Here is a 23,070-nt window from a genome sequence, read left to right on the forward strand (position 1 = left end):
GGAGGGCCGGGCCATGAGCGAACCGATCCGACTGACCCCGCCCCTCACCGACGCCGACGTGGAACGGCTCCGGGCCGGCGACCGGGTGCTCCTCACGGGCACGGTGTACACCGCCCGCGACGCGGCCCACGCCCGGCTCGTGGCGTTGATCGAGAAGGGCGAGCCCCTGCCCTTCGATCCCCGGGGGCAGATCATCTATTTCGTCGGGCCCACCCCGGCCCCCCCGGGCCGCCCCATCGGCTCGGCCGGCCCTACCACGTCGTACCGCATGGACCCGTACAGCCCTGTGCTCGTGGCCCACGGGCTCAAGGGCATGATCGGCAAGGGCAAGCGCTCGGCCGAGGTGAAGGAAGCCCTCAAGAAGCACAAGGCCGTCTATTTCGGCGCCGTGGGCGGGGCGGCCGCGCTGATCTCCAAGCGGATCCGCTCGGCCGAGATCGTGGCCTACGAGGACCTGGGGCCCGAGGCGATCCGGAAGCTCGAGGTGGAGGACTTCCCCGTGGTCGTGGTGAACGACGCCCACGGCGGAGACCTCTACGAAGAAGGCCGCAAGCGGTACGCGAAGGACGGCTAGGAAGCTAGAAAGCTGGGAGGCTGGAAGGCTAGGAGGCTGGAAGGCTGGAAGGCTGGAAAGGCAGCCGGGAAAGCCCCCTCCCCCTGTCCCCCTCCCTCCCGGGGAGGGGGACTCGGTGCCGCCCCGCGGCACCCCCACGGAATGCCCTCTCCCCCGCGGGGGGAGAGGGTCGGGGTGAGGGGGGGGCCGGGTGCCGGGAAAGAAGGGCTGTCGCGGCTCGGGCCAAGGGACCGGAGACCGCGAGACCGGCGGCCGTGGACCGAAGTTATCGTACGGAGCCTGCCAGCGGCGGAGGCTCGGCCGGGAGACCAAACCATGCGCGTTCGGATCGAAACCGAAAAGATCAGGAACGACCGGATCCGGAAGATCGAGGAGGTGGCCGCCCAGAGCGTGTACCGCTGCTACCAGTGCGGCAAGTGCTCGGCCGCCTGCCCGGCCACCCCCGAGATGGACATGCTGCCGAACCAGGTGATCCGGTACCTCCAGTTGGGGCTCGAGGAGAAGGTGCTTGAGGCCAACACCCCGTGGATCTGCGCCTCGTGCCTCCAGTGCCGGGCCGTGTGCCCCAAGGGGGTGGATCTGGCCCGGATCATGGAAGCCGTGCGGATGCTCCAGATCCGCAAGGGCAAGAGCGAGATCCAGCTCCAGAAGCTCCCGCCCGAGTACCTCCAGCGGGTGCCCCAGATCCTGCTCATCAGCGCGGCCCGCAAGTTCGTGCCCCTGAGCTGACCGGAGCTTGCGATGAATCTCACGTATTTTCCCGGCTGCACCCTGTATACCAAGGCCAAGTCGTTCGACGAAGCCGCGAAACGGGCGGGAGAACGCCTCGGGTTCACCTTGGAGGAGATGCCCTACTGGACCTGTTGCGGCGCCACGTTCCCGCTGGCCGAGGACTACGACATGGCTCTGGCGTCGCCGACCCGGGTGCTGGCCCGGGCCCGGAAGGCTTCGGAGAAGCTGGTGACCCTGTGCGCGGTATGCCACAACGTGCTCAAGCGCACGAACCACGTGATGCAGACGAACCCCGAGCGGCGAAAGAAGGTCACCGACTTCATCGAGGAGGAGTACGCGGGCGACCTCTCCGTGCTCCATTACCTGGAGGTGCTCCGGGACGAGATCGGGTTCGACGCCCTGGCCGAGAAGGTCTCGCGCCGGCTCGAGGGGCTCCGGGTGGCGCCCTTCTACGGGTGCCTCCTCCTTCGGCCCAAGGTCGAGATGCAGATGGATGACCCCGACCGGCCCCGGATCTTCGAGGACCTGATCGCGGCGCTGGGCGCCGAGCCCGTGGACTACCCCATGAAGAGCGAGTGCTGCGGGGCGTTCCAGGTGGTCCACTCCGACGCCATGGCCACCCGGTGCTCCCGGGAGATCCTGGCTTCGGCCAAGGGTCGGGGGGCCGACCTCGTGGTGACGGCGTGCCCCCTGTGCCAGTTCAACCTGGACGACCGGCAGGGCGAGATGGCCAAGGCCGACAAATCGTTCCGGGGCCTCCCGGTGCTCTACTTCACGGAGCTCCTGGCCCTGGCCCTGGGCGAGGGGCTGGAGCTCCTGGCCGAGGAACGGCACGCCGTGGATCCCCTGCCGGTGTTGGAGAGGCTGGAAGGCTAGAAGGCTGGGAGGCTGGAAAGCTAGGAGGCTGGGAGGCTGGGAGGCTGGGAAGCCGGCGGGGTGGGCGTTGCCGGGTTTCCTACCGGGAGGCGGCCGGAAACGGGCGTTGACGGGCGGTCAATCCAGGCAACGAGCTTCCGAGCCTCCCAGCTTCCTGGCTTCCCAGCCGTTTACGGGACCTGATATGGCGAATCAACGGGTACTGGTGATCGGAGGGGGCATCGCGGGCATCACCGCGGCCATCGACCTCGCGGACGCGGGCCACGAGGTGGTGCTCGTGGACCGGCTTCCGAGCGTGGGGGGCCGGATGCTCCAGCTCTCCGAAACGTTTCCGACCCTCGACTGCGCCCAGTGCACCCTGACGCCCCGCACGGTGGAGACCGGCCAGCACCCCAACATCCGGCTCCACATGTACTCCGAGGTGGTGGGGTTCGAGGGCGAGCCGGGGGCGTTCCGGGTGCGGATCCGCCACAAACCGGCCTACGTGGACTGGGAGAAGTGCACCGGCTGCGGGGCCTGCCAGGAGAAATGCCCCTCGAAGGTGCCCACGAACCCCTTCGAGCGGGGCGTGGGCATCAAGAAGGCCATCTACACCCTCTCGCCCCAGGCCGTGCCCAACAAGCCCGTGATCGACGCCGAAAACTGCCGGTACCTGACCCAGGGCAAGTGCGGGGTCTGCGCCAAGATCTGCCCGGTGGGGGCCGTGGACTACGAGCAGACCGAGTCGTTCGTGGAGGAGGAGGTGGGCGCGGTGGTGGTGGCCACCGGGTTCGATCTCTACCCCATCGCGGCCATGACCGAGTACGGCGCCGGCCAGGTACCGGACGTGATCGACGCCCTGGCGATGGAGCGGCTGCTTTCGGCCTCGGGGCCCACGGCGGGCAAGGTGCTCCGGCCCTCGGACGGCCGGGAGCCCAAGCACGTGGTGTTCATCCAGTGCTCGGGGAGCCGGGATCCCGAGAACCACAAGCCCTACTGCTCCCGGATCTGCTGCATGTACTCGGCCAAGCACGCCCGGCTGTACCGCCACAAGGTCCACGACGGGCGCGCGACGCTCTTCTACATGGATCTGCGGTGCACCGGGAAGGGCTACGAGGAGTTCCTCCAGCAGTCCACCGAGGAGGAGGGCCTCGTGTATGTGCGGGGCCGGGTGAGCCGGATCTTCCGGGACGGCGACCAGGTGGTGGTGTGGGGCGCCGACACCCTGTCGGGCCAGGCCCTCGAGGTGCGGGCCGACATGGTGGTGCTGGCCCAGGCCCTGGTGCCCAACCCCGAGCAGGCCGAACTCGCCCGGGTGCTGGGGATCGAGGTGGACGAGAACGGGTTTTTCCGGGAGACCCACTACAAGGTGGGCTCCACCGACACGGTTCGTGAGGGGGTGTTCGTGGCCGGGTGCGCCCAGGGGCCGCGCGACATCGCCGACACCGTGGCCCACGCCTCGGCCGCGGCGAGCCGGGTGCAGGGGTTTTTGAAACGGCTGGGCGGCTAGGCGGCTGGACGTCCTAACGTCCCAATGTCCTAACGTCCTAACGGACAGAGGTGGGAATGGCCCGGATCGGGGTGTTCATCTGCTGGTGTGGGTCCAACATCGCCGGCACGGTCGACGTGAACCGGCTCGTGGAGGAGCTGCGGCAACTGCCCGACGTGGTCCACGCCGAGAACTACATGTACATGTGCTCGGACCCGGGTCAGGACCGGGTCAAGACCGGCATCCGCGAGCACCGGCTCGACCGGGTGGTGGTGGCCTCCTGCTCGCCCCGGATGCACGAGACCACGTTCCGCCGGGCGGCCGCGGCCGTGGGCCTGAACCCGTACCTCGTGGAGATCGCCAACATCCGGGAGCAGTGCTCCTGGGTGCACCAGAACGACAAGGACGCCGCCACCCGGAAGGCCTTCAACATCATCCAGGCCACCATCCAGAAGGTGCGGCGCAACGCTGCGCTCGAGGCCATCCGGGTGCCGCTCACCAAACGGGCCCTGGTGGTGGGCGCCGGCATCGCCGGCATCGCGGCGGCACTGGAGCTCGCGGACGCCGGGATCGAGACCCTGGTGGTGGAGCGGGAGGCCGAGCCGGGCGGCAACGTGCGGCGGCTCTTCAAGACCTTCCCCCATCACGAGGACGCCCGGGACATCCTGGGCCCCCGGGTCGAGCGGCTCCGGAGCCACCCGAACATCCGGCTCCACACCTCGAGCCGGGTCACGGCGGTCACCGGGTACGTGGGGAACTTCGAGGTGGAGATCTCGCCCCTCGACGGCACCCCGGTCCAGGAGCGGGTCGGGGCCATCGTGGTGGCCACCGGGTACCGGCTCTACCCGGTGGAGCGCATGGCCGAGTACGGGGCCGGCGAGATCCCCGACGTCATCGACGCCCTGCGGTTCGAGGAGCTCCTCCGGGAGGCGGCCGAGGCCGGGGCGCCGGTGCGGCGGCCCTCCGACGGCCGGCCGGTGCGGGACGTGGTGTTCATCCAGTGCTCGGGGAGCCGCGACCCGGAAAACCACAAGCCCTACTGCTCGCGGGTGTGCTGCCTGTACACCAACAAGCAGGCGAGGCTCTTTCGGGAGCTCACCCCCGACGGCCGGGCCGTGGTGTCGTTCATGGACATCCGTACCGACTGCAAGCTCACCGAGGAGTACTGCCAGCGCAACATCGAGGAGTCGGGGCTCGTGTACGTGCGGGGCCGGGTGAGCAAGGTGTGGGCCGAGAACGGCCGCCTTCGCCTCTGGACCGCCGACACCCTCACCGGCGAGAAGATCGAGCTCGACGCCGATCTCGTGGTGCTGGCCCAGGCGGTGGTGCCGGCCCAGGGGTTCGAGGAGGTTTCGGGGCTCTTCCGGGCCAGCGTGGACCAGAACGGGTTCTTCCAGGAGAGCCACATCAAGCTCAGGCCGGTGGAGAGCTCCACCCGGGGCGTGTACCTGGCTGGCGCCGGCCAGTACCCCAAGGACATCACCGACTCTGTGGCCCAGGCCATGGCCACGGCCTCCAAGATCCAGACGCTCTTCGCGGCCGAGGAACTGAGCCAGGATCCCCTGGTGGCCACCGTGGACCCCGACCGGTGCTCGGCCTGCGGGTTGTGCGTGCCCATCTGCCCCTACGACGCCCGGGAGATGGACCGAGCCCTGGGGTACAGCCGGGTCAACGAGGCCCTGTGCCAGGGCTGCGGGGCCTGCGTGGCCGTGTGCCCCAACAAAGCCTGCCGGCTCAAGAACGACACCCCCGAGCAGGTGATCGGGGAGATCGAGGTGTTTACGGAGGGCAGGCTGGAAAGCTAGAAGGCCGGAAGGCTGGAAGGCTGGAAGGCTCCGGGGGATGGCGGTGATCGGGGAACGATGGCGGAGGCTCGAGGTTTGGCAACTGGCGGATGATCTCGCGGCCGAGATTTACCAGGCGACCCGGGAGTTCCCTAGGGAGGAGCGGTTTGGGCTCGTGGCTCAGCTTCGGCGCGCGGCCCTGTCGGTTCCGACGAACATCGTGGAGGGATATGCCCGCCGTGGAGACAGGGAACTGACCCGGTTCTTGAGCATCGCGTTGGGATCCCTGGCGGAAACCAAATACCTTCTGCACTTCTCGCGTCGGATGGGGTATCTGTCCGTAGGGAAATACAACGAACTCCAGGCCGCGTGTCAGCAGGTGGGCCAGAGGCTGTGGCGGTTTTACGAAGCGGTGGGCAAATCGGAAAAGTTAGAAAGCGGCGAGAAGCCGTAGGTGGCTGAAGCGTTCTAGCTTTCTAGCCTTCCAGCTTTCCAGCTTTCCCGCTTTCCCGCCGCCACGCGGCGACCGAAGGGAGCCCCATGCATCCATTCGCCCGAGAGATCCAGGAGCGAAGCGGGCAGAACCTGAGCCGGTGCTACCAGTGCAAGAAGTGCACGGCCGGCTGCCCCACGGTGACATGGTACGAATGGCCGAACCATGCCGTGGTCCGGATGATCCAGCGGGGCCTGCGGGACGAGTTGCTGGGCTCCCGGGCCATCTGGATGTGCGTGACCTGCGACACCTGCGGGGCCCGGTGCCCCAACGGCATCTACCTGGGGCCGGTGTTCGACGCGCTGCGGTCCCTGGCCCGCCAGGAGGGCCGCCGGATCCCCGAGCCCGCGGTGCTCGCGTTCCACGAGGCGTTCCTCGGGAGCGCCCGGCGGTTCGGCCGGGTCCACGAGGCCACCATGCTGGCGGCCTACAAGCTCAAAACCCGCGACTTCTTCACCGACCTTGCCGTGGGGCTCCAGCTCTTCGCCAAGGGCAAGATCCCGGTGCTGCCCAAGGGGGTCAGGGGGAAGGCGGAGATCGAGAAGATCTTTCAGGCGGGGAGGCAGGGCGGCTAGGCGGCTGGGCGGCTGGGCAGCTAGGCAGCTAGGCAGCTAGGCAGCTGGGCGGCATGAACTTGTGGGCTCACGCCACGCTCGCAACGCGCGCAACGGAAAGCTGGATTGGGAATTCGTTGAGGTCTTGGCGGTCGTGGCGCGAGACAAGCCGTTGAGGTGGTCCAGGCGGCGGCGTGGACTTCTGGGCTCACGCCACGCTCGCTACGAACGCAACGGAAACCCGGATTGAGAACTCGTGGCGGTCTTGGCGGGCGTTGCGAGAGACCAGCCGTTCGACACAACCGCGGAGGTTCCAAAGAGGATGGCCGTGGCAGAAGAGCAAAGGGCGAGGGAGGCTTCCGGCGGCGGTCGCGGGGAACTCAGCTACTTCCCCGGGTGTACCGCCCACTCCACGGCGTGGGAGTTCAACGAGTCCACCGAGGGGGTGTTTCGCGCCCTGGGCTGGGCGCTGCGGGAGCTCCCCGACTGGAACTGCTGCGGCGGGGCGTCGGCCCACAACGTGGACCACACCGTGGGCCTGGGGCTTCCGGCCCGGAACCTGGCCATCGCCCAGCGGCTGGGCCGGGACGTGCTCGTGCCCTGCGCCGGCTGCTACAACAACACCCAGAAGGCCCGGCACGCCCTGGAAACCGGCGACCCGGACGCCCGGCGGATCGAGCAGGCCCTGGGGTTCCGGTGGGCCAAGGGGGTGCGGGTGCTGAGCCTGGTGGACTGGCTCGAACAACCCGGCGTGATCGAGGCTATCCGGTCCCGGGTGACCCGGCCGCTCCATGGCCTCAAGGTGGTGGCGTACTACGGGTGCCAGCTCGTGCGGCCCCCCCGGATCACCGGCCGGCCGTCGTGGGAGAACCCCACGACCCTGGAGCGGGCCTGCGAGGCCGTGGGCGCCACGGCGCTCGACTGGTCGTACAAGGTGGACTGCTGCGGGGCGGACCTGGGCATCACCCATCCCGACCGGGCCCAGGCCCTGTGCTCCCGGCTCGTGGCCCGGGCCCGGGAGGCCGGGGCCCAGGCGATCGTGGTGTCCTGCGGGCTGTGCCAGGCGAACCTGGACATGCGCCAGGGCGGCCAGGGGATGCCCATCGTCTACGTCACCGAGCTCCTGGGCGCGGCCCTCGGGGTGCCGGGCCGGGAGAAGTGGTGGAAGAAGCACCTGGTGGACCCCTCGCCGCTCTTTCGGTGACCGGGGGGTAGGGGCTCACGCCACGCTCGCAACGAACGCCACGGAAAGCTGGATCGGAAATTCGTGGCGGTCTTGGCGGTCGTTGCGTGAGACAGGCCGTTGAAGTGGTCCGGGCAGCGGCGTGGACTTCTAGGCTCACGCCACGCCCGCAACGCGCGCAACGGAAACCCGGATCCGGAATTCGTGGCGATCTTGGCGGTCGTGGCGAGAGACAAGGCCGTTGAAGTGGTCCAGGCGGCGGCGTGAACTTTTGGGGCTCACGCTACGCCCGCAACGCGCGCAACGGAAAGCTGGATTGGGAACTCGTGGCGATCTTGGCGGTCGTTGCGTGAGACAAGCCGTGGAAGTGGTCCGGGCAGCGGCGTGGACTTCTGGGCTCACGCCACGCTCGCGACGCACGCAACGGAAACCCGAATCGGGAATTCGTGGCGATCTTGGCGGGCGTGGCGTGAGACAAGGCCGTTGAAGTGGAGCGAGCCGTGGCGTGACAGGGCTCACGCGACGTTGGCGATGCAGACCAAACCCTGAGCATCCGTGGCGTGCCTGCCGGGCGCCGCGAGAGCCTCCACGGGGATGAACGGATGAGCGAAGCCGTGGGCAAACCGAGCGGGCAGGGCCCCGACACCGCGTTGGTGGTGGGCGGGGGGCTTGCGGGCATGCAGGCGGCTCTGGTGCTGGCCGAGCAGGGCCGCCGGGTCGTCCTGGTCGAGGAACGGCCGGCGCTGGGCGGGTTCTTCCCCCTGCTCGACAACCAGTTCCCGACCCAGTCCTGCGGCGTGTGCTTCATGGCCTGCGACACGCCCACCTACTGCCCCTTCGTGCAGTGCGAGCTCCACCCCAACGTGGACGTGGTGGCCTTCGCCTCGGTGGACGAGGCGGAGCGCGGCGCCGACGGGCGGTTCCGGGTGAAGCTCGTCCAGCGGTCCACCTGCGTGGACCCGGAGAAGTGCACCGACTGCGGGGCCTGCGAGGAGGTGTGCCCGGTCACCGTTCCCCGGGAGTTCGGGGACGGGCTCGAGACCCGGAAGGCCATCTTCCGCTACTACCCCAAGGCCGTGGGCAAGGCGTACGTGGTGGACCCCGACGCCTGCACCCGGTGCGGCAAATGCGTGGAGGCCTGTGATCCGGGGGCCATCGACCTCGACGCCCCGCCCCGGGAGGTCGAGGTGGAGGCCGGGGCGGTCGTCCTGGCCCCCGGCGCCGAGGTCTTCCCGGCGAGCCGCAAGGAGGAGTTCGGGTACGGCCGGTACCCCAACGTGCTCTCCGCGGTCCGGTTCGAGCGGATGCTCGCGGCCGGCGGCCCGTCGTCGGGCCGGCCCGTGCGGCCCTCCGACGGCCGGCAACCCCGGAGCCTCGCGTTCGTGCAGTGCGTGGGGAGCCGCGACGCGGAGGCCGGGCAGGGCCACTGCTCCTCGGTGTGCTGCATGTTCGCCCTCAAGCAGGCCCGGTTCGCCAAGGAGCGGCTGCCCGACGCCCAGGTCACCGTGTACTACATGGATCTGCGCACCTTCGGCAAGGACTACGAGCGCTACATCCGGGAGGCCGAGGCGGCGGGCATCCGGTTCGTGCGGGCCATGCCCTCGGTGGTTCGCGAGGTGCCGGGGAGCCGCGATCTCCTCCTCCAGGTGGCGGCCGAGGGCGCCGGGTTCGAGGAGGTGCGCCACGACCTGGTGGTCCTGGCGTCGGGGTTCTGCGCGAGCCCCTCGGCCCGGACGCTGGCGCTCAAGTTCGGGGTGGAGCCCGGGGAGGCCGGGTTCGCCGGCGGTCCCGAGTTCGACCCGTGCTCGACGCCGGTTCCCGGGGTGTACGTGGCCGGGGCGTTTCGGGAGCCTCGCGACATCCCGGAGTCGGTGCTCGACGGTGCCCGGGCCGCGGCCCTGGCCGGTCGGCACCTGGCCGCCCGCGCCGACGTGGGGGTGCCCGAGCTCCCGGCGCCGGCCGATTTCCGCGGCGAGGAGCCCCGGGTGGCCGTGGTGCTCTGCGAGTGCGAGGGGTTCAACACGGGCCGCGCGGATTTCGAGGCCCTGGAAGGGGTGGTCCGGGGGCTTCCGGGCGTGGCGGCGGTGGAGCGGGTGGCCCACGCCTGCTCCCGCGCCGGGCTCGAGGAGGTGCGAAACCGGTTCGCGGCGGCCGAGGCCAACCGGCTCGTGCTCGGGGCGTGTTCCCACCGGATCGTGGAGCAGTTGGTGAAGGGGGTGCTGCGGCGAAGCGGGTTCCATCCGGGGCTCGTCACGGTGGCGAACCTCCGGGAAGCCTGCCTCGAGACCTCGGGGGGCACCGCGGCCGCGGCCGACACCCTGCGGGCCGCCGTGCGGGAGGCCTGGTACGCCGGGTTCCCGGCGCTGGGGGCCCAGAGCCTCGAGCGCACCGTGCTCGTGGTGGGCGCCGGCGCCGCCGGCATGGAGGCGGCCCTGCGGCTCGCCGACCTGGGGCTCGCGGTCCACCTGGTGGAGCGCGACGCCGACCCGGGCGGAAACCTCACCACGGGCCGGTTCACCCTGCGGGGCGCCGACCCCCGCGCCCTGCGGGACGATCTCCTCCGGCGGGTCGAGGACCATCCGGGCGTGCGCCTCTACCGGTCCACCCGGGTCCGGGGGGCCTCGGGCCGGCTCGGGGCGTTTCGCACGGCGCTTGAAACCCCCGAGGGCGAGGTCGAGGTGCTCCACGGCGCGGTGGTGCTCGCCACGGGCGGCCGGGAGGCCAAGCCCCGGTCCTACGGGTACGGCGAGAGCCCGCGGGTCGTGACCCAGAAGGAGTTCGAGCGGCTCCTGGCCGAGGGGCAGGTCCGGGGCGGCCGGGTCGTCATGATCCAGTGCGTGGAGAGCCGGGAGGAGGCTGAGGGGTGCCGGCCCTGGTGCTCCCGGGTCTGCTGCACCCACGCCCTCAAGAACAGCCTCCGGCTCCTGGACGCCGCCCCCGACGCCGAGGTCACGGTGCTCTACCGGGACCTGCGGGCCTACGGCACCTACGAGGCGTTCTACCGGGAGGCCCGGGACCGGGGCGTGGTGTTCGTGCCCTACACCCTGGACCGCCGCCCGGCCGTGGAGCCCACCGCAGAGGGGGCCCGGGTGCGCTACCACGATCCGGCCCTGGGGCGGGAGTGGACCGACACCGCCGACTGGGTGGTGCTCTCGGTGGGCATGGAGCCCGAGGCCGAGGAGAACCGGCGGCTCGCCGCCCTCTACGGCGTGGAGGTGGACGCCCACGGGTTCTTCCGGGAGAAGAACCCCAAGGCGGCCCTGGCCGACGCCACCCGGCCGGGGGTGTACCTCGCGGGCATCTGCCACGGCCCCAAGCACATCGAGGAGACCCTGGTGCACGCCGGGGCGGCCGCGGGCCGGTGCGCCGCGGTGCTCGCCCGGGGCGCGAGGCCGGTGCCCGAGAACGTCTCCTACGTGGTGGAGAAGATCTGCTCCCGGTGCGGCGTGTGCGTCGAGATCTGCCCCTACGGCGCCCGAAGCCTCGACCGGGAGGACAATGTGGCCCGGGTGGACCCCGTGCTCTGCCGGGCCTGCGGGGCCTGCACCATGGCCTGCCCCAACAAGGCCGCCCAGCAGCACGGCTCGAGCCCGAAACAGATGCTGATGGCCCTGGACGAACTCTTGGGATGAGGCGGGGCCCGGCCGCCCCACCGCCCAGCCGAAAGGAACCCCAAATGGCTGAACCCGCAACCGACACGAACGCGTTCGAACCGAGGATCGTGGCCTTCCTGTGCCACTGGTGCACCTACACCGGCGCGGACCTGGCCGGCACGACCCGCCAGCAGTACCCCCCCAACGTGCGCATCGTGCACCTCATGTGCTCGGGGGCGGTGGACGTGGTGTACGTGCTCAAGGCCCTCATGGACGGGGCCGACGGCGTGCTCATCGGGGGCTGCCACCCGGGCGACTGCCACTACCAGTCCGGCAACTACAAGGCCCGGCGGCGGGTGGCGATCCTCCGGAACATCCTGGCCCAGCTCGGCATCCCCGAGGACCGTGTGTGGCTGCGGTGGATCAGCGCGAGCGAGGGCAAGAAGTTCGCCGAGACGGTCACCGAGATGACCGAGGCGATCCGGGCCATGGGCCCCTGCGAGTTCAAACGGCACTGGGACGTGTAGGCTCCCCGCATTTCCAGGACGATGACGATGAAAACGGGCGTTCTTCCTACCCAATCCGACCCCCTGGCCGCGGCCGAGGCCTTCCTGAAGGGGCTCCTGGAGCGCGATCTGGTGGACGAGGTGCTCGTGCCGGCGCGCTCGGCCGGGGGCACGACCGCCCTGGGGCTCTTCGCCGACCCCGCACGGCTCGAGGGCGCGAACCCCTGGTCGCCCGTGATGCCGGTCCAGGGCGCCCGGGCCGTGTCGAACCTCACCTTCACCGACCCGGGCCGGCGGGTGGCCGTGGTTCTGCGGCCGTGCGAGGCCCGGGCCGCCGTGGAACTCATCAAGCTCCAGCAGATCCAGCCCGAGCGGGTGGTCTTCGTGACGGTGGACTGTCCCGGGACCTTCGAGGTCACGGGGTTTGCCGCCGCCGGCCTCGACCCGGCCGAGGTGTCCCGCGGGCTCGTGGCGGCCATGGCCGGCGGGGCGCCGGCCGCGCCCGAAGGGCTCGCGTTTCGGACGGCCTGCACCGTGTGCGAGCACCCCGACGCGGCCTGGGGCCAGGTGCGGCTCCTGGCCTGGGGCGCCGCCGACGGCGCGATCGCGGTGGAGGCTGAGGACGACTGGGCCGACCGGCTCGCCGAGGCGGGCCTGGCCACGTTCCCGGCCGAGGCGCCGGCGGGCCGGGCGAGCGTGCTCTCCGAGCTCAAGGGGACCCGCACCCAGGCCCGGGACGAGCTCTTCGAGCGGTTCCGCTCGGAGGCCCGGGGCATCGAGGGCCTCAAGGAGGCCTTCGCCACCTGCATCCGCTGCTACAACTGCATGGAGAACTGCCCCATCTGCTACTGCAAGCAGTGCATCTTCAAGAGCCCCACCTTCGACCACCCGGGCGAGCTCTACGCCCGGTGGGCCGAGCGCAAGGGGGGCCAGCGGATGCCGGCCGAGACCCTTCTCTTTCACCTGACGCGGCTCAACCACATGGCCACCTCGTGCATCGGCTGCGGCCTGTGCGACACGGCCTGCCCCATGGGCCTGCCGGTGGCGACCCTGTTTCGCAGCGTGGCCCAAAACGTCCAGGCCATGCTCGAGTACGAGCCCGGCCGGAGCCTCGACGACCCGATCCCGCTGGTGGTGTTCCGGGAGGACGAACTCCAGGAGGAGTCGGGGGCGGGGGAATAAGGCTGGAAGGCTAGAAAGCGGGAAGGCTGGAAAGCTAGGAGACGTCCCAACGTCCTAGCGTCCCAACGTCCAAACGGAGTCCGACAATGAGCGCGCAAGCCCAGAAGAAGGTCGAGATCATCGCGAGCGGCGACCGGCCCATCCTGCCCGAGGGGGCCCGCACCGTGCCCGTGTACATCATGGGCAAGAAGTACCTCCTGCCCGAAACCCTGACCATCCAGAAGGCCATCGAGTACGCCGGGTACCAGTTCATCCGGGCCTGCGGGTGCCGGGGCGGTATCTGCGGGGCCTGCCCCACGGTGTGGCGGATCCAGGGCGATTTCCAGCTCCATTTCGGGCTGGCCTGCCAGACCGTGATCCAGGAGAACATGATCCTGGCGCAGATCCCGTTCTTCCCGGCCAACAAGGCCGTGTACAACCTCGAGGAGCTCCAGGCCACCGGCGAGGTGGTGGCGGCGCTCTACCCCGAGATCATGAAGTGCGTGGGCTGCAACACCTGCACCCGGGCCTGCCCCATGGACATCGACGTCATGGAGTACATCAACGCGGCCATGCGGGGCGACATCGCCCGGGCCGCCCGGGTGTCCTTCGACTGCATCCAGTGCGGCCTGTGCTCGGCCCGGTGCCCGGCCCAGATCGCCCACTACCACGTGGCCCAGCTCTGCCGCCGGCTCTATGGCAAGTACATGCTGCCCCGGGCCGAACACCTGAAGCGGCGGGTCGAGGAGATCGAGTCCGGCAAGTACGACGCCATCCTCGCGGAACTCGCGAAGATGGACCACGAGGAGCTACGCAAGCGCTACGTGGAGCGGGAGATCGAGCCCCTGGATTCCACGGGCTGGGAGCCCGAGGACAAGACGTATCTGTGATCCTTCTTCGGCCCCTGTGAGGCCCGAAGCGCATACGGGGTAACCGCCGAGTTTCGGCCCGCTGGAGGAATTGTCGCGGCTTTGGAGCCGCTCTAGAGGTTGGGACGGCCGGTGCCGTGGGAATACCAGGGGTCCCCAGCCGCCAAGCCGCCTAGCTGCCCAGCCGCCTAGCCGTCGATCGGAGAAAAAGCCATGGGTTACACGCCGGAAATGAAGGAACTGATCAAGCGCGTCGAGGCCACCCGGGCCGAGCGCATCGAGCGCACCCGCCGGGGCGAGTACTTCCCCGCCATGACCCTGGAGGAGCGCGAGGAGGTGCTCCGGAAGTTCCACCCCGACTACAAGCCGGAGGGCCGGCGCGAGGTGCGGGTGGGGCCCAACAAGGGCGACGTCTACCCCGAGGAGTTCGTGGACGTGCTCGAGGCCTACCCCCGGATCCCGCCGGAGAAGGTGGACTTCTCGGTGCTCCCCACCTACACCACCGACGTGCTGGTGATCGGGGGCGGCGGGGGCGGCACCTCGGCGGCGCTCCTGGCCTCGGACAACGGGTGCAAGGTGATCCTGGCCACGAAACTGCGCCACGGCGACGCCAACACGGTGATGGCCGAGGGCGGGATCCAGGGCGCCGACCAGGAGGTGGACAGCCCCTACTTCCACTTCCTCGACACGATCGGGGGCGGCCACTTCACGAACCGGCCGGACCTCGTGGCCGCCCTCACCCGGGACGCGCCCATCGTGATCTCGTGGCTCGAAAGCCTCGGCATGATGTTCGACAAGCTGCCAGATGGCCGCATGCGGGTGCGCCACGGCGGGGGCACGAGCCGCAAGCGGATGCACTCGGCCGGCGACATGACCGGCTCCGAGATCATGCGGGTGCTCCGGGACGAGGCCCGCAACCGGCCCGACCGGATCGAGGTCATGGAGTTCTCTGCGGCCGTGGAGATTCTCAAGGACGACCAGGGCCGGGCCTGCGGGGCGCTCCTCTACAACATGGAAACCGAGGAGTACTTCGTGGTGCGTTCCAAGGCCGTGGTGCTCGCCACCGGCGGGTTCGGCCGGCTCCACATCCAGGGGTTTGCCACCACCAACCACTACGGTGCCACGGCCGACGGCCTGGTAATCGGGTACCGGGCCGGGGTGCCGCTGGACTTCATGCACTCCACCCAGTACCATCCCACCGGCGCCGCATATCCCGAGCAGAACGTGGGGCTTTTGATCACCGAGAAGGTGAGGGGGTTGGGGGCGAATCTCCTCAACATCCACGGCCAGCAGTTCGTGTTCGAGCGCGAGCCCCGTGACGTGGAGAGCGCCGCGATCATCCGGGAGTGCGTGGAGCGCGGAAACGGTATCGTGACCCCGGTGGGCCGCTACGGGGTGTGGCTCGACTCGCCCATGATCGAGGAGCTCGAGGGACCGGGCACCATCGAGCGGGAACTGCCGGCCAAGTTCGTGCAGTTCATGCGCTACGGCATCGACATCCGCAAAGAGCCGATGCTCGTGTACCCCACGCTCCACTACCAGAACGGCGGGCTCAAGATCACCCCCAACGCCGAGACCGTGGTGCCGGGGCTGTTTGCCGCCGGCGAGGTGACCGGCGGGGTCCACGGGGAGAACCGCCTCATGGGCAACTCCCTCCTGGACATCACCGTGTTCGGCCGGCGGGCCGGCCGCAACGCCGCCGAATACGTGAAGAACCTCGACGGGGAGCCCGGGGAGCCCACGCTCGACCACGTGCGCGAGTTCGTGCGGGAGCTCGAGGAGGCCGGGGTCGATCGGAGCCGGATCTCCCCCATGCTCCTGCCCGACTACACGACACCCGACGTCAAGATGCGCCAGCTCACGGCCCACTATCACGGGACCATTCGGTAAGGGGCTGGGAAGCGGGGAAGCCGAAAGCCGTCCTTCCCGCTTCACAGAAAGCCGCAAACCGTTTCGTTCGTTTCGATGGGGAGGGGCCGGCACACGGCCCGGCAGCCTGGCCGCCCAGCCGCCGAGCTGCCCAGCGGATTCGGAGGATCCATGAACATCCACGAGTACCAAGCCAAGGAGATCTTGAAGCGCTACGGGGTGGCCGTGCCCCGGGGCATCGTGGCCACCACGCCCGACGAGGCCGAGGCCGCCGCCCGGGAACTCGGCACCCCCGTGGTGGTGGTCAAGGCCCAGATCCACGCCGGCGGCCGGGGCAAGGCCGGCGGGGTCAAGGTGTGCAAGGGCCCGGCCGAGGCCCGGGCCGCGGCCGAAAAGATGCTCGGCTCCAAGCTCGTCACCCACCAGACCGGACCCCAGGGCAAGGAGGTCCTCAAGGTCTACGTGGAGGAGGGGTGCGACATCGCCCGGGAGCTCTACCTCGGGGTGGTGATCGACCGGGCCACCTGCCGGGTCACCATCATGGCCTCCACCGAGGGCGGCATGGAGATCGAGGAGGTGGCGGCCAAGACCCCCGAGAAGATCCTCAAGCAGACCGTGGACCCGGCCACCGGGTTCTTCCCGTTCCACGGCCGAAAGCTCGCCTATGGCCTGGGCCTCGAGGGCGAGGCGGCGAAGAACGCCCAGAAGTTCATCGCCGGGCTGTACCGGGCGTTCGTCGAGACCGACGCGAGCCTCGCCGAAATCAACCCCCTGGTGGTCACCGGCGACGGCCAGGTGCTGGCGCTCGACGCCAAGATGAACTTCGACAACAACGCCCTCTATCGGCACAAGGACATCGAGGCCCTGCGGGACGAGACCGAGGAGGACCCCCGGGAGCTCGAGGCGTCGAAGTACGGCCTCTCCTACATCAGCCTCGACGGCAACATCGGGTGCATGGTGAACGGCGCCGGGCTCGCCATGGCCACCATGGACATCATCAAGCACTACGGCGCCGAGCCGGCGAACTTCCTCGACGTGGGTGGCGGCGCGAGCGCCGAGCAGGTGACCCGGGCGTTCCAGCTCATCCTGTCCGACCCCAAGGTCGAGGCGGTGCTGGTGAACATCTTCGGCGGCATCATGCGCTGCGACACCATCGCCGAGGGCATCCTCACGGCGGCCAAGACCGTGGACCTCAAGGTGCCCCTGGTGGTGCGGCTCCAGGGCACCAACGTGGACCTGGGCCGGAAGATGCTCGCCGAGAGCGGCCTTCCCATCATCACGGCCGAGACCATGAGCGAGGCCGCCGAGAAGGTGGTGGCCGCGGCCCGTGGCCAGTGACGGCGCCCACCCCTCCGGGATTGGGAACCAACAGTTGAGCGGATTCGGCGGGCAGGTGGTGGCGGGAGGGGTTGAGGTTCCGGCCTTCCCACGTCCGAACGTCCCAGCGTCCTAGCGTCTGAACGGAGCACATCCCATGAGCATTCTCGTCAACAAGGAAACCCGGGTCATCTGCCAGGGCATCACGGGTTCCAACGGCAAGTTTCACTCGGAGCAGTGCCTCAAATACGGCACCAAACTGGTCGGCGGGGTCACCCCCGGCAAGGGGGGCCAGGAGGTCCTGGGCGTGCCGGTGTTTGACACCGTGGCCCAGGCGGTGGCCGAAACCGGCGCCAACGCCTCCATGATCTTCGTGCCGGCGCCGTTCGCGGCCGACGCCATCCTCGAGGCGGCCGACGCCGGCATCGAGGTGGTGGTGTGCATCACCGAGGGCATCCCGGTCATGGACATGCTCAAGGTGAAGCGGGCCCTCGAGGGCTCCAACACCCGGCTCATCGGCCCCAACTGCCCGGGCATCATCACCCCCGAGGAGTGCAAGATCGGGATCATGCCGGGCCACATCCACAAGAAGGGCCCGGTGGGGGTGATCAGCCGGTCCGGCACCCTGACCTACGAGGCCGTGGACCAGCTCACCAAGCTCGGCATCGGCCAGACCACCTGCATCGGGATCGGCGGCGACCCGATCATCGGCACCACCTTCATCGACGCCCTGAAGCTCTTCAAGGACGACCCCGAAACGAAGGGCATCGTGCTCATCGGCGAGATCGGCGGCACGGCCGAGGAGGAGGCCGCCGAGTACATCCGGGAGAACATCCGGGTTCCGGTGGTCAGCTTCATCGCGGGCCAGACCGCCCCCAAGGGCAAGCGCATGGGCCACGCCGGGGCGATCATCGCCGGCGGCAAGGGCACCGCGGCCGAGAAGATGGCCGCCTTGAAGGCCTGCGGCGTCCACGTGGTCCAGAGCCCGGCCGACATCGGCAAGACCATGGCCGACCTTCTATCCTGACGGCCCTCCGTGTGAGGGCGAAGCCGCTTCCCCGTGCGCGCGTTGACATGCCCGGATAGGCGCGGATATCCGAAGCCACTTCCGCAACATCGGGAGAATCGGCCGGGGAAGGCGATGTTCCGACACCCTACCGCAACGACCCGCGGCCCCAGCGCCCGCCGAGGCGCCTGGGGCCGTTTTGCGTATCTCCCTCCGCGCCAGATCACACCCGTTTCAGCCGACGGCGATCCTTCGCCTGTGCCGTCCAGGCGGGGTGGCGGGCGGCCGGAGGGCGTCTCGTCGTCGGGCCCACGAGCAACCCCACCCGGCGCCGGCAGAGCCGCCCCCCGGCCGGACCGGCCACAGCCTGCCGCGTGACGGTGAAACGATGCCCGAACCGACCGAACGAGTCGAGGAGATCATCCTGAGCCACGACCGCCGGGGGATGGCGCGGCTCCGGAGACATCTGCGGCCCGGCTATTGCGCGAGAGCGGCGGAACTCCTCGCGCACGCGTCCGGGACCGTCGTGATCGGTACGGGGTTCCCGGTCGCGGGGAGTTTCGAGAGCGACGGGCCGATCGGTGCCATCGCGCTCTACCGGGTGCTGGAGCGCCTCGGGCGTCGTCCGGTGTTCGCCTGTGCCCCGCCGCTCTCCCGGGTCCTGGCGCCCGAGTTCGAGACGTACGAAATCCCGATCGCGGGTTGGGACGAGAGCCGCCGCGCCGTGGCGCGAGCGCTGGAGGACCTCTCCCCTTCGCTCCTCGTGTCCGTGGAACGGCCGGGGCTCGCAGGGGACGGCCGGTACTACAACATGCGCGGGGTCGACATCACCGACCACACGGCGAAATTCGACCTCTTCTTCACCGAGGGGAAGGTGCCGACCCTCGCCTTTGGGGACGGGGGCAACGAGATCGGCATGGGGAATGTCGCCCCGGCGCTCGCCGAACTCGACATCACGCCGTCGGTGACGTGCTGCGACGTGCTCGTGATCGCGAGCGTGTCGAACTGGGGCGTCTACGGGGCCCTGGCGCTCCTCGGCCGGGCGTTGGGGCGCGACCTGCTCGGCCTCGTGGATCCGATGGAGATCGCAAGCCACCTCTTCGCCAACGGGTGCGTCGACGGCGTCACGTGCAGGCCCGAGCACACCGAGGACGGGTTCCCGCTCGAGGTGAGCCTAGGCATCATCCGGGAGCTTCGCGAGGCGGTCCGCACCGGTTCGACGGAGGCAGGATAGAGTGTCCCCTAGGTTTTGCGTCCCCTAGATTTTGGCTGGGGGATTCCCTTGACGAGTAGTGCAGAGACGAAACGCCAACCACCTTCGAAGTTTCTGAAGGGCCGGGCCCTCAAGGGTACGGCCCTTCAGCCGTTGACAAGTTCCACCACGGTGTTGCCGTCGGGGTAGAGGACGAGGCGGTTCAGGCAGGCGGGGTCCTGGGCCAGGACGTGGTAGCGGGCGAGCGGGATCCCCAGGTACCGGAACAGGATCACCCGGTTCGTGCCGCCGTGGGCCACCACGGCCACGGTTTCGCCGGGGTGCTCGGTGACGATGCGCTCGAAGGCCGGAATGGCCCGTTCGGCGAGGTCCGCGAGGCTCTCGCCCCCGGGGGTGGGGAACCGCTCCAGGTCGGACCACCACTGCCGGACCAAGTCCTCCTCCGCCGCGAGCACCTCTTGGACGGGCTTGCCGTCCCACCGGCCCATGTGGAGCTCCCGCAGGGCCGGTTCCTCGACCACCCGCAGGCCCCACTGCTGCCCCAGGATCTCGGCGGTCTCCCGGGCCCTCCGGAGGTCCGAGGCGTACAGGGCCCCCACGGGTTCGCCGCGGAGCCTGAGGGCGAGGCGTTCGGCCTCGGCGCGGCCGTCGGGGGTGAGGGGCACGTCCACGTGGCCGTGGAGCACGCCGGGGTCGCCGGCGGTGGCGTGGCGGATCAGCAGGACGCGGGTGGTGAGCTCAGGTGAGGGCATGGAGAAACACCAGGAAGACGATTTCGGAGGTCACTTCACAAAACCCCAGCACGTCGCCCGTGACCCCGCCGAGGCGGCGCAGGAAGTAGTGCCGGAGTCCCTCGGCCCAGACCCAGGTGAACGCCAGGGCCAGGAGGCCCGGGACCCCAAGAAAAACGACCGCCGGCGCGCCGGCCCAGAGGGCGGCCTGCAGGACCTCGCCGTCCGTCAGGTGTTCGCTGTAGGGCCGGCCCAAGCCTCCCTCGGGCCGGGCGTAGGGGCTTCGGCGGGCGAGCCACACGGCGGCCGCCCGGCCGGCGGCGGGCGTCACCAGGAACCCGGCCCACCGGACCCCGGGCGGCAGCAGCCCGTATCCGGCCGCCAGGGCCACGACCGCGAGGCAAAGCGCCGCGGCGCCCACCGCGCCGGTGCGGCTGTCCTTCATGATCTCCAGGGCGCGCTCCCGGGTCCAGCCGCCCGAGAGCCCGTCGGCCGTGTCGGCGAGGCCGTCCAGGTGGAAGCACCCGGTGGCGGCCGCCAGGAGCGCCACGGCGATCGCCCCCTCCAGGAGCCCCGGCAGAGCCCGGCCCAGCACCAGGTGGAACGCCACGAGCCCTGCGCCCAGGGCGAGGCCCACGGCCGGGAAGGCCCCCATGGCCCTGGCCAGGTCCCGGTCGTCGAGCTTCCCGGCCGGAAAGAGCGGGATCACCGTGAGGAACTGCCAGGCCACGGCGAACCGGCCGGGCCGGGGCGCGCCCCCTTCCACGCCGTTCTCACTCCTCACGGTTCGAGACCCCGGCCTCGCTGAAGGTGGCCATTTCGGAGAGGATCTTGGCCGAGGCCTCGATCACCGACATGGCGAGCGCCGCCCCGGTTCCCTCACCGAGGCGCATCTCGAGGACGAGGAGCGGGTCCTGGCCCAGGTGCTCCACCATCCGGATGTGGGCCCGTTCCTGGCTCAGGTGGGAGAGGAAGAGGTAGTCGGCCACCCGGGGCTCGAGCCGGGTGGCCACGAGCGCGGCGGCGGTGGAGATGAACCCGTCCACCACCACGGGAATCCCCCGGGCCGCCGCCCCCAGGCACACCCCGGCCATGCCGGCGATCTCGAACCCCCCGACCTTGTGGAGCACGTCCAGGGGGTCGCTCGGGTCGGGCCGGTTGACCTCGAGGCCCCGGGCCACGGCCCGGGCTTTCCGGCGAATGCCCTCGTCGTCCACCCCGGTGCCCCGGCCCACCACCTCCCGGGGCGGGAGCCCGGCAAACGCGGCGAGGATCGCCGCGGCCGGGGTGGTGTTGCCGATGCCCATCTCGCCGATGCCGACGAGATCCACGCCGTCCTCGGCGGCCCGCCGGGCGAGGTCCGCGCCGACGCCGAGGGCGCGGAGGGCCTCCTCGCGGGTCATGGCCGGACCCCGGGCCAGGTTCCGGGTGCCCCGGGCCACCTTGGCATGCTCGAGGCCCTCGATCCCCTCGAAGTCGTGGTCCACCCCGATGTCCACCACCACGATCTCGGCGCCCACGTGCCGTGCCAGCACGTTGATGGCGGCGCCGCCCCGCAGGAAGTTGAGCACCATCTGGGCCGTGACCTCCCGGGGGTAGGCGCTCACGCCCTCCTCGGTGACGCCGTGGTCGGCGGCCAGGGTGTAGATCCTCTTCTTTCCGATCCGCGGCCGGGTGGTGCGCTGGATCCCGGCCAGGCGCTTGGCCACCTCCTCGAGCCGGCCCAGGCTCCCGGGGGGCTTCGTGAGATCGTCGAGGCGCGCCTGGGCCGCCTCGAGGTCTGCTGGGTCGAGCGGCCGGACGGCCGCGGCGAGATCGCGAAGTTCCTGCTCAGTCATGGGTTCCTCCGGGGAATGTCGTTCGGACGCGGGGACGTGTGGACGTGCTTGCGCCCGTGGGTCTATTTCAGTCGGACCGGCAGGCCCGACACCACGAGGTAGGCCTCGTGGGCCCGGGCGGCGCACTCCTGGTTGACGCGCCCGGCAAGGTCCCGAAACCGCCGGGCCAAGGCGTTCTCCGGGACGATGCCCGAGCCCACCTCGTTCGTGACGAGGCAGACCCGGCCCCGGAACGCCTCCAGGGCCTGGTAAAACCCGTCCAGGGCCGCCGCGAGCCCGGTTTCGTCGCCGCCCCACCGGCCCAGGAGGTTCGAAACCCACAGGGTGAGGCAGTCCACGAGGGCGCCCCCGAACCCCTCCGCGGCCCGCAGGGCCGCGGGCAGGTCCAGGGGTTCCTCCAGGGTCTCCCAGCGCGGGCCCCGGTCGGCCCGGTGGCGCCGGACCCGGTCGGCCATCTCGTCGTCGAGCACCTCGGCCGTGGCCACGTAGAGGAGGGGCCCCTCCCACGCCTCGGCGATCCGTTGGGCGAACCGGCTCTTGCCGCTTCGGGCGCCGCCGGTCACGAACACGATCCGGGCCATTGGCAGTTCCTTCCGGGTAGGTTCGGCTAGGCAGCTAGGCTGCTCGGCAGCTAGGCGGCTAAGAACCTTCGGGATTTCTGCGTTATCGCGGCGGCCAGCCCGTGGGAGCGGCTGCCGTAGCAGGGGCCAGAATTCAGAGGTCAGATGTCAGAACACCCCTGTCCTCTGTCGTCTGTCTTCTGGCACCTGGCACGGTCGCCGGTCTCGCGGTCTTCGGTCCCATGGTCCAGACGGTCGCGGCGGTCCACCGCCTGGCCGGCCGCAGGCCGTTATCGTCCTTGCCAACGGGTCGACCCTCGTCTACCGGAGATTCCTTGCGAGGCGGCTAGGACGTCAGCATGCGGGACAACCAACCCTCCAACGCGTCGCGTTTTCGTTTCTCCCCCGCCCTGTGGGGGTCGCTGTTCGTATCAAGGGTTGGATCCGGGCGGCTAGAAGCTGTGGCAGCCTCCGCCGCGCGGGCATTCTCGGCGAACCCCCCGGCCGGGTCAACGCCCTAGGGTTCGCGCGTTGCCGGGAGAACGCCGGGTGCGGTAGGGTTTTGCGCCGGATGCGCCGTCCGGCCGCGGAGATCGCGGGGCCCGGTGCCGGGCGCGTTCCTCCGGCCTTTTCTCGCCGTCCAAGGAACTTCGGCTAGGCGGCTGGGCTGCTCGGCGGCTAGGCGGCTAAGAACATTCGGGATTCCGGCGTCATCGCGTCGGCCGACCCGTGGGAGCGGCTTC

Annotated in this window: 20 protein-coding genes; 16 read left to right on the forward strand and 4 right to left on the reverse strand. The window is 70.1% G+C overall.

Annotated elements, in window-relative coordinates:
- The first annotated feature begins 13 nt into the window (after nt 1-13).
- From ACYQ8L_RS05895 to ACYQ8L_RS05970, 16 genes are all read left to right on the forward strand, one after another.
- The gene (locus tag ACYQ8L_RS05895; RefSeq protein ID WP_459940850.1) at nt 14-574 is read left to right on the forward strand and encodes a Fe-S-containing hydro-lyase; all 561 of its coding nucleotides are present in this window, start codon (nt 14-16) and stop codon (nt 572-574) included.
- Nucleotides 575-889: 315 nt separating this feature from the next.
- Nucleotides 890-1,303 (forward strand): 4Fe-4S dicluster domain-containing protein, encoded by a 414-nt coding sequence (locus ACYQ8L_RS05900; RefSeq protein ID WP_459940851.1) that lies wholly within the window; start codon nt 890-892, stop codon nt 1,301-1,303.
- Between the two features lie 12 nt (nt 1,304-1,315).
- Nucleotides 1,316-2,182: a CoB--CoM heterodisulfide reductase iron-sulfur subunit B family protein gene (locus tag ACYQ8L_RS05905; RefSeq protein WP_459940852.1), complete on the forward strand. Its 867-nt coding sequence runs from the start codon at nt 1,316-1,318 to the stop codon at nt 2,180-2,182.
- Between the two features lie 184 nt (nt 2,183-2,366).
- Nucleotides 2,367-3,671 carry an FAD-dependent oxidoreductase gene (locus ACYQ8L_RS05910; RefSeq protein ID WP_459940853.1) on the forward strand — a complete coding sequence of 435 codons (1,305 nt, stop codon included), beginning with the start codon at nt 2,367-2,369 and terminating at the stop codon, nt 3,669-3,671.
- Between the two features lie 56 nt (nt 3,672-3,727).
- Nucleotides 3,728-5,455, forward strand: coding sequence for a CoB--CoM heterodisulfide reductase iron-sulfur subunit A family protein (locus tag ACYQ8L_RS05915; RefSeq protein WP_459940854.1), 1,728 nt, complete (start codon nt 3,728-3,730; stop codon nt 5,453-5,455).
- Between the two features lie 37 nt (nt 5,456-5,492).
- Nucleotides 5,493-5,888, forward strand: a complete 396-nt coding sequence (locus ACYQ8L_RS05920) for a four helix bundle protein (protein WP_459940855.1) — start codon at nt 5,493-5,495, stop codon at nt 5,886-5,888.
- A gap of 86 nt (nt 5,889-5,974) precedes the next feature.
- The gene (locus ACYQ8L_RS05925; protein ID WP_459940856.1) at nt 5,975-6,502 is read left to right on the forward strand and encodes a 4Fe-4S dicluster domain-containing protein; all 528 of its coding nucleotides are present in this window, start codon (nt 5,975-5,977) and stop codon (nt 6,500-6,502) included.
- A 301-nt stretch (nt 6,503-6,803) separates the two neighbouring features.
- Nucleotides 6,804-7,685 carry a CoB--CoM heterodisulfide reductase iron-sulfur subunit B family protein gene (locus ACYQ8L_RS05930; RefSeq protein ID WP_459940857.1) on the forward strand — a complete coding sequence of 294 codons (882 nt, stop codon included), beginning with the start codon at nt 6,804-6,806 and terminating at the stop codon, nt 7,683-7,685.
- 581 nt (nt 7,686-8,266) lie between these two features.
- Complete coding sequence (locus tag ACYQ8L_RS05935; RefSeq protein ID WP_459940858.1) at nt 8,267-11,296, forward strand: FAD-dependent oxidoreductase; 3,030 nt, start codon at nt 8,267-8,269, stop codon at nt 11,294-11,296.
- A gap of 44 nt (nt 11,297-11,340) precedes the next feature.
- Nucleotides 11,341-11,784 (forward strand): hydrogenase iron-sulfur subunit, encoded by a 444-nt coding sequence (locus tag ACYQ8L_RS05940; protein WP_459940859.1) that lies wholly within the window; start codon nt 11,341-11,343, stop codon nt 11,782-11,784.
- 27 nt (nt 11,785-11,811) lie between these two features.
- Entirely contained in the window at nt 11,812-12,945 is a 1,134-nt protein-coding gene (locus ACYQ8L_RS05945; protein WP_459940860.1) for a 4Fe-4S dicluster domain-containing protein, read from the forward strand.
- Nucleotides 12,946-13,031: 86 nt separating this feature from the next.
- Nucleotides 13,032-13,814 carry a 4Fe-4S dicluster domain-containing protein gene (locus ACYQ8L_RS05950; protein ID WP_459940861.1) on the forward strand — a complete coding sequence of 261 codons (783 nt, stop codon included), beginning with the start codon at nt 13,032-13,034 and terminating at the stop codon, nt 13,812-13,814.
- 192 nt (nt 13,815-14,006) lie between these two features.
- Nucleotides 14,007-15,683, forward strand: a complete 1,677-nt coding sequence (locus ACYQ8L_RS05955) for an FAD-binding protein (protein ID WP_459940862.1) — start codon at nt 14,007-14,009, stop codon at nt 15,681-15,683.
- Nucleotides 15,684-15,833: 150 nt separating this feature from the next.
- Entirely contained in the window at nt 15,834-17,000 is a 1,167-nt protein-coding gene (gene sucC, locus ACYQ8L_RS05960; protein ID WP_459940863.1) for an ADP-forming succinate--CoA ligase subunit beta, read from the forward strand.
- A 136-nt stretch (nt 17,001-17,136) separates the two neighbouring features.
- A complete protein-coding gene (sucD, locus tag ACYQ8L_RS05965; RefSeq protein ID WP_459940864.1) occupies nt 17,137-18,006 on the forward strand; it encodes a succinate--CoA ligase subunit alpha in 870 nt (289 codons plus the stop codon).
- A 367-nt stretch (nt 18,007-18,373) separates the two neighbouring features.
- Complete coding sequence (locus ACYQ8L_RS05970; protein WP_459940865.1) at nt 18,374-19,219, forward strand: DUF4392 domain-containing protein; 846 nt, start codon at nt 18,374-18,376, stop codon at nt 19,217-19,219.
- A gap of 125 nt (nt 19,220-19,344) precedes the next feature.
- Here ACYQ8L_RS05970 and ACYQ8L_RS05975 read toward each other — a convergent pair whose 3' ends face one another.
- From ACYQ8L_RS05975 to cobU, 4 genes are all read right to left on the reverse strand, one after another.
- On the reverse strand, nt 19,345-19,950 hold the full coding sequence (locus ACYQ8L_RS05975) for a histidine phosphatase family protein (protein ID WP_459940866.1): 606 nt from the start codon (nt 19,948-19,950) through the stop codon (nt 19,345-19,347).
- Nucleotides 19,937-20,695 (reverse strand): adenosylcobinamide-GDP ribazoletransferase, encoded by a 759-nt coding sequence (gene cobS, locus ACYQ8L_RS05980; protein WP_459940867.1) that lies wholly within the window; start codon nt 20,693-20,695, stop codon nt 19,937-19,939. The genes ACYQ8L_RS05975 and cobS overlap by 14 nt, the downstream gene beginning before the upstream one ends.
- A gap of 7 nt (nt 20,696-20,702) precedes the next feature.
- On the reverse strand, nt 20,703-21,767 hold the full coding sequence (cobT, locus tag ACYQ8L_RS05985) for a nicotinate-nucleotide--dimethylbenzimidazole phosphoribosyltransferase (protein WP_459940868.1): 1,065 nt from the start codon (nt 21,765-21,767) through the stop codon (nt 20,703-20,705).
- Between the two features lie 62 nt (nt 21,768-21,829).
- Nucleotides 21,830-22,348, reverse strand: coding sequence for a bifunctional adenosylcobinamide kinase/adenosylcobinamide-phosphate guanylyltransferase (cobU, locus tag ACYQ8L_RS05990; RefSeq protein WP_459940869.1), 519 nt, complete (start codon nt 22,346-22,348; stop codon nt 21,830-21,832).
- Between the last annotated feature and the right edge of the window lie 722 nt (nt 22,349-23,070).

Source organism: Deferrisoma palaeochoriense (genome assembly GCF_054656955.1).

Coding starts and splice junctions, on each gene's coding strand:
- ACYQ8L_RS05945 (WP_459940860.1), top strand. CDS start 11,812: ATGAAAACGGGCGTTCTTCCTACCCAATCCGACCCCCTGGCCGCGGCC.
- ACYQ8L_RS05895 (WP_459940850.1), top strand. CDS start 14: ATGAGCGAACCGATCCGACTGACCCCGCCCCTCACCGACGCCGACGTG.
- ACYQ8L_RS05910 (WP_459940853.1), top strand. CDS start 2,367: ATGGCGAATCAACGGGTACTGGTGATCGGAGGGGGCATCGCGGGCATC.
- sucD (WP_459940864.1), top strand. CDS start 17,137: ATGAGCATTCTCGTCAACAAGGAAACCCGGGTCATCTGCCAGGGCATC.
- ACYQ8L_RS05920 (WP_459940855.1), top strand. CDS start 5,493: ATGGCGGTGATCGGGGAACGATGGCGGAGGCTCGAGGTTTGGCAACTG.
- cobU (WP_459940869.1), bottom strand. CDS start 22,348: ATGGCCCGGATCGTGTTCGTGACCGGCGGCGCCCGAAGCGGCAAGAGC.
- ACYQ8L_RS05905 (WP_459940852.1), top strand. CDS start 1,316: ATGAATCTCACGTATTTTCCCGGCTGCACCCTGTATACCAAGGCCAAG.
- cobT (WP_459940868.1), bottom strand. CDS start 21,767: ATGACTGAGCAGGAACTTCGCGATCTCGCCGCGGCCGTCCGGCCGCTC.
- ACYQ8L_RS05940 (WP_459940859.1), top strand. CDS start 11,341: ATGGCTGAACCCGCAACCGACACGAACGCGTTCGAACCGAGGATCGTG.
- ACYQ8L_RS05950 (WP_459940861.1), top strand. CDS start 13,032: ATGAGCGCGCAAGCCCAGAAGAAGGTCGAGATCATCGCGAGCGGCGAC.
- ACYQ8L_RS05915 (WP_459940854.1), top strand. CDS start 3,728: ATGGCCCGGATCGGGGTGTTCATCTGCTGGTGTGGGTCCAACATCGCC.
- ACYQ8L_RS05970 (WP_459940865.1), top strand. CDS start 18,374: ATGCCCGAACCGACCGAACGAGTCGAGGAGATCATCCTGAGCCACGAC.
- ACYQ8L_RS05925 (WP_459940856.1), top strand. CDS start 5,975: ATGCATCCATTCGCCCGAGAGATCCAGGAGCGAAGCGGGCAGAACCTG.
- ACYQ8L_RS05975 (WP_459940866.1), bottom strand. CDS start 19,950: ATGCCCTCACCTGAGCTCACCACCCGCGTCCTGCTGATCCGCCACGCC.
- ACYQ8L_RS05955 (WP_459940862.1), top strand. CDS start 14,007: ATGGGTTACACGCCGGAAATGAAGGAACTGATCAAGCGCGTCGAGGCC.
- sucC (WP_459940863.1), top strand. CDS start 15,834: ATGAACATCCACGAGTACCAAGCCAAGGAGATCTTGAAGCGCTACGGG.
- ACYQ8L_RS05935 (WP_459940858.1), top strand. CDS start 8,267: ATGAGCGAAGCCGTGGGCAAACCGAGCGGGCAGGGCCCCGACACCGCG.
- ACYQ8L_RS05930 (WP_459940857.1), top strand. CDS start 6,804: ATGGCCGTGGCAGAAGAGCAAAGGGCGAGGGAGGCTTCCGGCGGCGGT.
- ACYQ8L_RS05900 (WP_459940851.1), top strand. CDS start 890: ATGCGCGTTCGGATCGAAACCGAAAAGATCAGGAACGACCGGATCCGG.